This window comes from Mycobacterium sp., assembly GCF_032159775.1.
Lineage (GTDB): Bacteria > Actinomycetota > Actinomycetes > Mycobacteriales > Mycobacteriaceae > Mycobacterium.
Genome location: NZ_JAVHWK010000137.1, coordinates 107,807 through 119,721, shown reverse-complemented (window position 1 = coordinate 119,721; position 11,915 = coordinate 107,807). Strand labels below are relative to the sequence as shown.

Annotated in this window: 11 protein-coding genes and 1 pseudogene; 7 read left to right on the top strand and 5 right to left on the bottom strand. The window is 66.4% G+C overall.

Annotated elements, in window-relative coordinates:
* Positions 1–304, bottom strand: a pseudogene (locus QOJ24_RS18530) (fatty-acid--CoA ligase); the annotation flags it as partial.
* Positions 305–358: 54 nt separating this feature from the next.
* Here QOJ24_RS18530 and QOJ24_RS18525 point away from each other — a divergent pair.
* Positions 359–1,945, top strand: coding sequence for a class I adenylate-forming enzyme family protein (locus tag QOJ24_RS18525; RefSeq protein WP_526263798.1), 1,587 nt, complete (start codon positions 359–361; stop codon positions 1,943–1,945).
* Position 1,946: 1 nt separating this feature from the next.
* On the opposite strand, the gene proS is transcribed toward QOJ24_RS18525, so the two are convergent.
* Genes proS through ripD form a run of 4 tightly spaced genes read right to left on the bottom strand, consistent with a single transcriptional unit; the run spans position 1,947 to position 5,719 of the window.
* Positions 1,947–3,353 (bottom strand): proline--tRNA ligase, encoded by a 1,407-nt coding sequence (proS, locus tag QOJ24_RS18520; RefSeq protein WP_526263796.1) that lies wholly within the window; start codon positions 3,351–3,353, stop codon positions 1,947–1,949.
* A 42-nt stretch (positions 3,354–3,395) separates the two neighbouring features.
* Positions 3,396–4,235, bottom strand: a complete 840-nt coding sequence (locus tag QOJ24_RS18515; RefSeq protein ID WP_526263794.1) for an SAM-dependent methyltransferase — start codon at positions 4,233–4,235, stop codon at positions 3,396–3,398.
* A gap of 59 nt (positions 4,236–4,294) precedes the next feature.
* Positions 4,295–5,137, bottom strand: a complete 843-nt coding sequence (locus tag QOJ24_RS18510) for a helix-turn-helix domain-containing protein (protein WP_526263792.1) — start codon at positions 5,135–5,137, stop codon at positions 4,295–4,297.
* 42 nt (positions 5,138–5,179) lie between these two features.
* Positions 5,180–5,719, bottom strand: a complete 540-nt coding sequence (gene ripD, locus QOJ24_RS18505; protein WP_526263790.1) for an NlpC/P60 family peptidoglycan-binding protein RipD — start codon at positions 5,717–5,719, stop codon at positions 5,180–5,182.
* 145 nt (positions 5,720–5,864) lie between these two features.
* Between ripD and QOJ24_RS18500 the strand changes: the two genes are divergently transcribed.
* The 6 genes from QOJ24_RS18500 (at position 5,865) to QOJ24_RS18475 (ending at position 11,909) form a co-directional block, all read left to right on the top strand.
* Entirely contained in the window at positions 5,865–6,248 is a 384-nt protein-coding gene (locus tag QOJ24_RS18500; RefSeq protein WP_526263788.1) for a hypothetical protein, read from the top strand.
* 56 nt (positions 6,249–6,304) lie between these two features.
* Entirely contained in the window at positions 6,305–7,012 is a 708-nt protein-coding gene (locus tag QOJ24_RS18495; RefSeq protein ID WP_526263787.1) for an SDR family oxidoreductase, read from the top strand.
* Between the two features lie 3 nt (positions 7,013–7,015).
* Positions 7,016–7,747 (top strand): SDR family NAD(P)-dependent oxidoreductase, encoded by a 732-nt coding sequence (locus tag QOJ24_RS18490; protein ID WP_526263785.1) that lies wholly within the window; start codon positions 7,016–7,018, stop codon positions 7,745–7,747.
* 60 nt (positions 7,748–7,807) lie between these two features.
* Positions 7,808–10,102 (top strand): isocitrate lyase ICL2, encoded by a 2,295-nt coding sequence (gene aceA, locus QOJ24_RS18485; protein WP_526263784.1) that lies wholly within the window; start codon positions 7,808–7,810, stop codon positions 10,100–10,102.
* Positions 10,103–10,168: 66 nt separating this feature from the next.
* A complete protein-coding gene (locus QOJ24_RS18480; RefSeq protein ID WP_526263782.1) occupies positions 10,169–11,131 on the top strand; it encodes a hypothetical protein in 963 nt (320 codons plus the stop codon).
* 22 nt (positions 11,132–11,153) lie between these two features.
* Positions 11,154–11,909 (top strand): glutamine amidotransferase, encoded by a 756-nt coding sequence (locus QOJ24_RS18475; protein WP_526263780.1) that lies wholly within the window; start codon positions 11,154–11,156, stop codon positions 11,907–11,909.
* Positions 11,910–11,915: the final 6 nt, after the last annotated feature.

Below are 11,915 nucleotides of genomic sequence, written 5' to 3'. Positions count from 1 at the left end.
CCTGCGGGGCGAGTATCGCCACGCGGTCTCCTCGGGACGCGACCTGCTGCACCCGGGCGCCGATGGCGCGGATCCGCCTGCCCAGTTGCGTCCAGGTCAGCTCGGTGACGGACCCCGACTCCGATCTCGTGTGGTCCAGGTAGCGGTACGCCACCGAGTCGCCAACATTGGCGATGTTGCGCTCGATCAGCGAGATCAGCGTCCCGTCGGGCGGCAGCGCAACGTTGCCGTCGGCGTCCAGGCAGTCCTCGATCTGCAGTAGTCCCCGGCTAGCGGTGGAATCGAGACGTGTGTCGGCGGCCATGGCCATATCGTAAGTTACTGTTACGCCCAGTTGCACTAACCGGGGGCTGTGGTCATGGTCACGTCGATCGGAGAAGATCGGCTGGTGACCGAACCTCGACACACGGTGCCCGCACTCCTGGCGCGAAGCCTGCGTGAGTTCGGCTCGCAGGCCTACGTCATCACGCCGACAGACCGACTCACGTACGAAGAGGCCGCCGCGAGGTCGGCGCATGTCGCCCGCAGGCTGCTGCACGAGGGCGTCGGCAAGGGCACCCGGGTGGGGATCTACTTCGCCAACGGGGTGGACTGGATCGTGTGGTGGCTGGCCGTGTCACGGATCGGCGCACTGGCGGTTCCGCTGAGCACGCTGTATGCGCCGGTGGAACTCGCAAAAGTGTTGCGACTCGCAGACATCGCGCTGTTGGTCGCTCCGCACCGTGTTCTCGACATCGACGTCGCCGAGCGTTTCGAGGCGGCTATACCGGAGTTGACGAGCCAGTCGGGCAGCAGGCTCACCCTGGCTGCGGCTCCCTACCTGCGTCGGATCGTGCTCACCACCGACACGGATCGGCGTTGGGCGACACAGTGGACCGGTGACGCCGACGCCCTTGTGCCGGAACACATTCTGAGCGCTGCCGAGGAGCAGGTTTCGCCCGCTGATCCGGCGGTCATGATTCACACTTCGGGATCAACCGCAGACCCCAAGGGTGTCGTGCACACCCATGGCACCCTGGTCCGCCAGACATCGACGTGGCCGAGCGCCATCCGAGCGGTCACCGGCTCGGACTCGTCGGCCGCGATCCTGTGCGCGATGCCGTTCTTCTGGGTCGGCGGGCTACTGGCCACCACGGGCGCACTGCACGAAAACGTCACGCTGCTGGTGCTTCCCAGGCTGGACGCCGCCGCAGCGCTGGATTTGATCGAGCACGAACGGGCGACGGGAATCGTCGGCTGGCCCGCCTTCACCCAGCGGCTGCGCGAGCATCCATCCTTCGCCGGCCGGGACCTGTCCAGCGCGCCGATGCTGCGCGACGGCCCGTTGGACATCGCGATGACCGATGTGCCCGACGGATTCCCGGTGCACCGCACCATGTCCGAGACCGCCGGCAGCTTCGCCTTCACCGAGATGCGCATCGTCGACGACGACGGTCAACCGGTTTCCGACGGGACGGTGGGCGAGCTTCACATCCGGGGCATCGGCGTGATGGCGGGTTACAACAAACGTGAACGCTGGGAGACCTTCGACGCCGACGGCTGGTATCACACCGGCGACCGGGTCTACCGCAGGGACGGCGACCCGCGGTTGTTCTACGTCGGTCGCACAACCGAACTCATCAAGGCCGCAGGCGCGAACGTGTCGCCCCTGGAGGTCGAGGGGGTCGTCGAGCAGTTCGCCGACGTGGCACAGTGCGTCGTGGTCGGAATCGACGATCCTCTTCGTGGCGAGCAGGTGTGTGCGGTCGTGGTGCCGACCACCACCGGCATCGACTTGGAGGCGGTCGCCAACCGCGCGCGAAAACAGTTGTCAGCGTATAAAGTTCCGACGACGTGGGTGCTTGCGACCAGCGATCAGATACCGACGCTGCCGAGCGGAAAGCTGAACCGGAGGGGCCTGCGCGCACTCATCGTCGACGGCACCCTGCAAGCCGTACACAGATGAGTCAGTAGGCCCGCGCGACATATGCCAGCGCGCCTGCGTCGTCGTCGGTGTCAGGCAGCGTCCCGTCCTCGCGCTGGAGGCACCGCACCGTGACGCCGCCCGAGGCCAGAGTCTCTTCTCCCGTGTCGCCGAGCACACCCCACGGCACGCGGGCGACGCCGGTCTGCGCCACCTCGCGCGCCGCATCGAGCGTCGTGCAGTCGCAGATGAGCGCATCGCGTCGTGCCGTTGCCGCTTCGAGCATGTCGGATTGCACGCTTTGGATCAGCTGGTGCACATCGTCGACGACAGCGTCCAGCCTCGCCGTGGTTTTCGCATGGGTGTCGCGCCGGTACAGGACGGCGGCGTGCTCGGCGATGTCGCGCGGGCCGATCTCGATGCGGACCGGCACACCCTGCAAGTCCCATTCGGTGGCGCGCCAGCCGAAGCTCTGGTCGACGTCGTCGTCAAGGCGCGCCCGCACGCCGTGCCGCCCTAGGTCGTCGACGAGAGCCGACGCGGTGCGGGCGGCTTCACCGTCGGTGTGTTTGGCGACCACGACGACCGCCTGGACCGGCGCGACCGCCGGCGGCAGCACGAGACCGAAGTCATCTCCGTGACACATGATCAGCCCGCCGAGCATGCGCGTCGACGAACCCCATGACGTCGTCCAGCAGAGTTCCGAGGCCCCCTCCGCGCTGCGGTAGCCGATGCTGAACGCCCGGCTGAACCGCTGGCCGAGTTCATGCGACGTTCCCATCTGCAGCGCCTTGGCGTCGCGCATGACGGCCTCACACGTCATGGTGTTCGCAGCGCCGGCGAAGCGCTCCCGCGCCGTCTTTCGGCCGACGATGACGGGCATGGCCAGCACGTTGCGCATGAAGTCGGCGTAGACGTCGTGCAGGATTCGGCGGGCGTACTGCCGCGCGTTGACTTCGGTGGTGTGCGCGGTATGGCCCTCCTGCCACAGGAACTCGGTGGTGCGCAAAAAGATTCGGGGCCGCAGCTCCCACCGCACGACATTCGCCCACTGGTTGAGCAGTAGCGGCAGGTCGCGGTAGCTGTCGATCCATTTGGCCATGTATTCGCCGATGACCGTCTCGCTGGTGGGGCGGATGGCGAGCGGCTCGGAGAGTTCCTTCCCGCCGCCGTGTGTGACGACTGCGAGTTCGGGGCTGAACCCCTCGACGTGTTCGGCCTCGCGCTCGAAGAAGCTCATTGGCATCAGTAGCGGGAAGTAGGCGTTCGCAGCGCCTGCGGCCTTGATCCGCCGGTCGACCTCGTTGGCCATCCGCTCCCATATCGCGTAGCCGTTCGGGCGGATGACCATGGTGCCGCGGGCCGGGCCGTTCTCGGCAAGCTTCGCCTTGGTGAGCACATCCTGGTACCACCGGGGAAAGTCGTCGTGCTGAGCCGTAAGAACCGCCATCTGGCCGAGATTACGGAGCCGGACACCCCGAAGTCGCGGGGTTTATTCGGCGGGTGGCTGCGGCCGGGTCGCCTCGACGAAGTAGCCGCGGGGAACATCGGGCACGTCCGCCGGTGCCGCGGGTGCAAACCATCTGTGCCATTCGTTGGCCGGTTTGGCGATGTCGGTGACCGTGGCCGACCAGCCATGGCGCTCGGCCAGATCCCCCGGTTCGTCGGTACCGAAGAGCCACGGTGAACCGTGCTCTGCCATCGCCTTCACCAGCGGCGCCATCATCGGCGACTCGAGCAGCGTTTTGCCGACGACGTCGTACAGCAGGGTCGACCCGGGCGCCGACAAGCGGTTCACGCGATCGAACAGCGTCCGCACGGCGTCCTCGTCGAGGTATTGCAGCAGGCCTTCGATCAGCCAGACCGTCGGTGCGTTCGGATCGAAGCCGGATTCCGTCAGCGCGGTTGGCCAGTCGTCGGCCAGGTCGACGGCGACCGCGACCCGGCGACACCGCGGCTCGTCATTGGCAAGCACGTCGTTTTTGGCGGCGATCACCGCGGGCTGGTCCAGTTCGTAGACGACTGCACCGTCGGGCCAGACCAGCCGGTATGCGCGCGCGTCCATGCCGGCGGCGACGATGACGACCTGGTGGGCCATGCGAACCGCCCGCAGCAGAGCATCGTCGAGGAACCGGGTGCGCACGACGATCTGAACCATCGAGCGCTCCCCCGTCTCGGCGATGGCCGCGGCCAGCAGCGCCCGGCCGGTTTCGCCTGCGAGCCTGTCCGCATACGGGTCGGTGAAAAGCCGGTCGTCGCGGGTGGACTCCATGGCGCGGATCGCCGCCACCAGGAGGCCAGTGCCCGCAACAGCTTCTCTCGTTCGGTCCATGGCTCAATGATCGATGTGCCACGGGGTGGCCGGCTTGGATAATTCTGCCGGCCCGATCATCAGCATGCGGCAGCGAGTTCGACATGGCTGGGCAGCCACGAGCGGCGCGCGAGGTACTGCGTCGGTGACATCGCCGTGAAGGACCGGAACTCGCGGACGAAGTGAGCCTGATCGAAGTAGCCGAGGTCGGCGGCGATCGTGGCACCGTGTGCGGCACCGGCGTCCAGCATGCTCAGCGCCGCCTGCAGCCGTCGCACCCGCTGATAGGACTTCGGCGCCAGCCCTACCTCGGCGCGAAATGCCGCCGCGAGCCGCCGCGGCGAGAGTCCGGTCATCGTCTGTGCTTCCGAGATGCGCATCGACGGGTCGTGTGCGATGGCGCTGAGCACGGTCCTCACCCCGCGGTGAGGATCTTGATCGTGAGACTTCAACCGCTGCAACAGGAATGCTTCGAGAAGCGCAACCCGATCCGCAGGCGACGGCGTTGCGATGAGCCGTTCGTGCAGTGATGCCCAGTGTCGGCCCCACAGTCCGTCGAGGCCGACGCACGAGTTCTCCAGCTCGCCGAGCGGAACTCCCAGGAACGGCAATGCGCCCGCAGGCCGGAAATGAATTGTCACGACGGCTTGTGACGCGTCGATGCTGGTGACGTATGACGCTGTGCCTGCGCCCGCGATGAAGGCGGGCGGCACCGTCAGTCGGGTGTGGCCGTCGGCTGCATAGAAGTCGACGAGTTGTCGACCGCTGACGTCGATGATGACGGTCGCCGCTCCCCGCGGCAGCGCCCGGCTGCGGTGCGGCTCACCCGTTTCGCGCTGCCAGTACCCGAAGTACTCGACAAAGCCCGCGAGTTCCGGTCGCGGCCGGTACAGCTGCGGGTCCGCGCCCGGACATACGGTCATACACCCCATGGTGACGTACGCGACTACCCCGTCAAGGGTGGGTCAGGCGATGACGCGAACCAGATAGGGCGCCATGTTGGCGGTCCGGACTGGCGAGACCGTCACGACCGGATCACCGGCTTCCACCATCTGGTCATTGCCGATGAACAACGCGACGCTCTGGTTGCCGTTGGGGCCGTAGAAGATCAGATCGCCGGGAAGAGCCTGCTGCGGCAGTACCTTGCGGCCGACGTTGTACTGCGCACCCGATGACCGGGGCAGCTTGATTCCGACGCCCGCGAACGAATACAGCACGAGTCCCGAAGCGTCGAAGCCGACGACGCTCGCGGCCGGGTCGAGACCGACGACACGGCCGGCGCGGTCCAACCCGAGCGCGTTGTCCGTCGGGCCGCTGCCACGCGTCGGCCCGTTCGCGTCACCCCCGCCGAAGGAGAACGGCACTCCGCGCTGGGAAAGGGCACGCGCGATCACATACTGGACGACCTGCTGGCTGTTGAGCGGCCGGGTGATGTCAGCGGCCGCCAGGCCGGGCGTCCCCAACAACACGACAAGGCCGAGGGCCAGAGCGTAGATCCGTTTCATGTCGAGCGTTCGCTTTCTCTGCGGGCGAGGTTCACCACAGCTACTTTTACAACCCGTATTCGCCTGCTGCCATACGCCGCACGGCACATCGTCAGACAGAGGCCATACCGTGACGCAACGGTGACCGTTGTGCTTGCATTACGTGGTGAGCGAGTTCTTCCCCTACCGCTTCGACCGACGGTTCGCACCGATGTGGCTGGCAGGCGGCGCGCTGCCGTGGCGCGACGGCGTCACCGTCACCGATGACGGCCGGTTCGTCGCGACCTTCGGTCTGCTTAAGGTGGACACGCCGGTGGCCAACATCGCCGAGACGCACGCCGCAGGTCCTTACCGATGGTGGACGGCGGTCGGCCCCCGAATCTCATTCGCAGACGACGGTCTGACGTTCGGGACGAACCCCCGTGCGGGGCTGTGCATCCACTTCCACGACAAGATCAAGCGTGTCATCGGCCTGCGCGACCACTCGGCGCTCACCGTCACCGTCGCCGACCCCCGTGGGCTGCAAGCCGCGTTGCACGGCGGGGAATAGCCCCACGCCTGTGTTGTTGACTGTTTGGTACAGAACAGCAACCGGAAGGCATGGACATGAACGCGATCACCCTGAAAGACGGCCAGATCACCGCGTTGGTCACCGGCGCGAACCGAGGTCTCGGCAAGCGCTTCGCCGAGGAGTTGGTGGCGCGCGGTGCAAAGGTCTACGGCGGCGCACGACGGCCGGAAACGGTCAACGCGCCCGGGGTGATACCGGTCCAGCTGGATATCACCGATCCCGAATCGATCCGCCGCGCAGCACAAGTCGCGTCCGACGTCAACGTGGTCGTCAACAACGCGGGCGTATCGACGGGGTCGAACCTGTTGTCGGGGCGCATGGACGACATCCGGTTGGAGATGGAAACCCACTACTTCGGCACCCTGCAGGTGACCCGTGAATTCGTTCCGGTCATCGAGCGCAACGGCGGCGGCGGGATCCTCAATGTGCTCTCGGTGCTGTCCTGGGTGCATGCCGGCCAGTTCGGCGCCTATGCCGCGGCCAAGGCGGCGGGCTGGGCGATGACCGATGCGCTACGCGAGGAGCTCGCACCGCGCGGCATCCACGTCGCCGCACTGCACGTCGGCTTCATGGACACGGACATGGCGGAGTTCGTGCCCGCCGACCAGAAGGCCGACCCCGCGGAGGTAGCCGCGCAGGCACTCGATGGTCTGTTCGCCGGCGAACCTGAAGTTCTCGCCGATGAGCTGACGCGGACCGTGAGGGCTGCGTTGTCGCATCCGCCGCAGGTCGCCACACTCTGACAAATGGGAACGAAAGCAGAGCTGCAGGACCAGACCGTCGTCGTCGTCGGCGGCAGCGCGGGGATCGGCCTCGAGACTGCTCGACGCGCACAATCAGAAGGCGCGAAGGTCATTCTCACCGGCCGCAATCGGGACCGGCTGGACAAAGCAGCAGCTGAGGTCGGCGGCTGGCGCACTGCCGCGTTCGACGCCACCGACGCCGCGGCTCTGCGGTGGTTCTTCGACGGTCTGGCTGAACCGATAGACCATGTGATGGTGACCGCGGGTGGACCGAGTTACCGCCCGCTGATGGAGATGGATGCCGCGCAGGTGCGCGATGCTCTCGGCGATCACGTGGGCCTGGACCTGGAGGTTGCCAGGAGCGCGGTTGGCCGGATGCGCCCCGGCGGCAGCCTGGTCTTCATGGGCGGAACCGGCGGCCGGCGGGTGAGCAGGGACATCGGGATCGTTTCGGCGGCGACCGCATCGCTGCCACCGTTCATCGCGACCTTGGCGCTGGAGCTCGCGCCGATTCGCGTGAACCTGATCGCCGCCGGTTTCGTGGACACCCCGCTGTCGGCCTCGTTGCTCGGAGACCGGTTGGAGGAGCGGCGGAGCGAACTGCGGGCCAAGCTACCGATCGGCCGGGTGGTGACCGCCGCGGACGTCGGCGCTCTGGCCGTTCACCTGATGATCAATACCGCGTTGACCGGCGCCACCTTCGACATCGACGGTGGTCAGCAATTCGCGTTCTGAGCCGAAGGCAGGCGTGCGGTTTCACCCCATTCGGTGAAACGTGCGTCGTAGTGTTGACCCATGGCAATCGTCGAAGCTGATGCACAGCCCCAAGCCCCTTTCGAGCAGGATGTCGCCGCCGTGCAGCGGTACTTCGACAGCCCCCGCTTCGACGGGATCATCCGTCTCTACTCGGCGCGCCAGGTCGTAGAGCAGCGCGGCACCATACCCACCGACTACCCGGTGGCGCGCCTGGCCGCCGCGGCCTTCTACGACCGCCTGCGCGAACTCTTCGCCGAGCACAAGAGCATCACCACCTTCGGGCCATACTCGCCGGGCCAGGCCGTGACAATGAAGCGGATTGGCATCGAGGGGATTTACCTCGGTGGCTGGGCGACGTCGGCCAAGGGATCCACCACCGAGGACCCGGGTCCTGACCTCGCGAGCTATCCCCTGAGTCAGGTACCCGACGAGGCAGCGGGTTTGGTACGCGCCCTGCTCACCGCCGATCGCAACCAGCAATACCTGCGCTTACGGATGACCGACGACCAGCGCGCCGCGACCCCTGCCGTCGACTACCGCCCGTTCATCATCGCCGACGCCGACACCGGACACGGCGGAGACCCACACGTGCGCAACCTGATTCGCCGTTTCGTCGAGGCAGGCGTGCCCGGATACCACATCGAGGACCAGCGTCCCGGCACGAAGAAGTGCGGCCACCAGGGCGGCAAGGTTCTCGTCCCCTCGGACGAACAGATCAAGCGCCTCAACACCGCCCGGTTTCAACTCGACATCATGGGGGTGCCGGGCATCATCGTCGCGCGCACCGATGCGGAGGCCGCCAACCTGATCGACAGTCGTGCCGACGAGCGCGACCAGCCGTTCCTGTTGGGAGTCACCAACCTCAAGATTCCGTCCTACAAATCCTGCTTCCTCGCGATGGTGCGCAGCTTCTACGAGTCCGGCATGACGCACCTGAACGGCCATCTGCTGTACGCACTGCCCGAAGGCGAGTACGCAACCGCAACCACTTGGCTTGAGCGTCAGGGCATTCTGGCTCTCATTGCCGATGCGGTCACCAGCTGGCAGCAGGACGGCGACGAGGCGGTCGACGCACTCTTCGACAACGTCGAATCGCGCTTTGTCGAGGCCTGGCAGAACGACGCCGGGCTCGAGACCTACGGCGAGGCGGTCGCCGACCTGATTGAATTCCGCGAGCGGGAAGGCGAATCACTCGCCATGACCGCCGCGGAATGGCGAAAGTTCGCAGAGCGAGCTTCGCTGTACGAGGCCCGCGAGAAGGCCAAGGCGCTGGGTGCTGACGCCGGCTGGGATTGCGAGCGGGTGAAAACACCGGAGGGCTACTACCAGTTGCGTGGCGGCATCCCGTACGCGATCGCCAAATCACTTGCCGCAGCACCGTTCGCCGACATCCTGTGGATGGAGACGAAGACCGCGGACCTCGCCGACGCCAAGCAGTTCGCGGATGCGATCCATGCGGTGTACCCGGAGAAGATGCTGGCGTACAACCTGTCGCCCTCGTTCAACTGGGACACCACCGGCATGAGCGACGACGAGATGCGCCGTTTCCCAGAGGAGATCGGCAAGATGGGCTTCGTCTTCAACTTCATGACCTACGGCGGTCACCAGATCGACGGCGTCGCCGCCGAGGAGTTCGCGGGCGCGCTCAAACAGGACGGCATGCTGTCTCTGGCCCGCCTGCAGCGCAAGATGCGCCTTGTCGAGTCGCCCTACCGCACGCCGCAGACGCTCGTCGGCGGACCGCGCAGCGACGCCGCGCTTGCCGCGTCGTCGGGACGGACGGCGACGACGAAGTCCATGGGCGAGGGTTCGACCCAGCATCAGCATCTCGTGCAGACCGAGGTGCCCAAGAAACTGTTGGAGGAATGGCTGTCGCTGTGGGGCGAGCACTACGACCTCGGCGAGAAGTTCCGCATTCAGTTCCGTCCGTTGCGTCCTGGTGGCGAGGTGCTCGAGCTCGGCATCCACGGCGGGGCGCACGGCGACGAGAAGCTGGCCAATGTGCTCGTCGATCCCATCAAGGACCGCAACGGTCGCAGCATCCTCACGGTGCGCGACCAGAACACGTTCGCCGAGCAGCTGCGGCAGAAGCGGCTGATGACGTTGATCCATCTATGGCTGATTCACCGGTTCAAGGCCGACGCGGTGTACTACATCAAGCCGACGGAGGACAACGTGTATCAAACCGAGAAGATGAAGTCGCACGGCATCTTCCGCGACGTCAACAAGGATGTCGGAGAGGTGATCGTCGCCGACGTGAACCACCCGCGCATCGAAGAACTTCTCGCGCCCGACCGCGAGGCACTCATGCGGCTGATCCGCAAGGAGGACTGAGAACCGCCTGCGGTCTTTTCGTATCGGCGTACATGCTGGGTGTCGCGTCCCGTTAGGCTTGCCTGCATGGGGCGTGTCAATCGGCTGATGGAACGTCGCGCCTTGCGCCGCGCTGCCGATCAGGCCCTGTTGACGACTCTGGGACATGCGCGACCGGGCGACGCCGGCGGCCGACCTGACCAAGACTTCACATACAACCGGATCGAAACGGCCGAGACCGCCGCGCCTTACGTCGATCACGAACCGACGACCGACCCGATTCCGGTCATCGGCGATGTCGCGCCCGTCGGCTACGGCCTGCCCGACGAGGATGCCCCGCTTGCCGGAAGTAGCGAGGTGCCGCCTCCGCCCGCCGACGTCTACGATCTGGTGCCCGATCAACCCGTCGAGCCCCGATGGGACGACGTGGAGGTTGCGTCGGCGCAGTATGAGGTAACCGAGACGCCCGTCTCCTACGGGTGGGACCCACCTGCGGAAGTCCCACCGGCGACTGCGGCACTCGTTCAATCTCCGTTGCGTGCGCGCCCCGACGCGCAAGGCTCCTACCTCCCACCTGCCCTCGACTTCGCCGCGACCGGGTCGCAGACCTGGTATCGCAGGAAGCCCGCCGCCGTCGCACTCGTGGCGGCGATCATCGCCGCAGTGGTGTGCGCAGGCTGGCTGGCCTTCCGGAGCCCGGAGTCGACGGCCGAACAGTCGACCGAGGCGCCGACGAGCGCACCACAGCCACCGAGCACGGCTACGCCGACGGCGGCCAGCGCGCCCCGACCCGCTCCTCCCCCGCCGCCACCCCCTGCACCACCACCTCCGCCGCCGCCGGCCGAACCCACGTATTCCGCTCCACAGCGCCAGTATTCGCCGCGTTACAGCGAGCCGACGCCGGCGCAGAAACCGAGGGTCGACGTCACAAGGGCGCCGATGAGCGTCGCTCCTGGGGCGACGAAGCCGATACCCGGCAGCGATTCGGCCGTTCCTGGCAACTCACCCGGCGAGCAGCCAAGGCGCCGTGGCTGTTTCGGCTTCTGCTGACGGGTTCCTAAACGAGATTCGAATGCCGACAGACGACGACCTCGCCCCCTTTCTGCTGCTGTCGATACGCGGCGAGGATGCCGCGGCCGACGACGAGTATCACGCGATGATGCGCTTCGGCGGACTTGACGAGGACGGGATGCACCGAATCCGCCTCACGCACAGGCCTTTGGGGCCGATTGACCTCGATGACTGGTCGGGCGTCATCCTGGGCGGCGGACCCTACAACGCAAGCGATCCACCAGAGACGAAATCGTCGACGCAGATTCGTGCCGAGTCCGACCTGCTGTCGCTGATCTCCGACATCGTCGACCGTGACTTCCCGTTCCTCGGTTGCTGTTACGGCGTGGGCATGCTCGGTTCGGTGATCGGTGCCACGGTCGACCGCAGTTACCCCGAGCCGGTCGCCGCCGTCACGGTCACGCTGACCGAAGCCGGTCGCGACGAACCCCTGTTCGCAGAGCTGCCCGACGTGTTCGATGCGTTCGGCGGTCACAAGGAGGCGGCCAGTTCCCTTCCTCCGCATGCGGTGTGCCTGGCATCGTCACCGGATTGCCCGGTGCAGGCGTTCCGGGTCGGCACCAACACCTACGCGACCCAGTTCCACCCCGAGCTGGATCTCGAGGGCATCCTGACCAGGATCGACGTGTACAAGAATTACGGCTATTTCGCACCCGAGTCGGCTGATTCGTTGAAAGCGGCTGCGCGGCAACGACATATCGAGTACCCGCCGACGATCTTGCGCCGGTTCGTTCAGCGCTACAGCAGGCGACGGTAGGCGGCT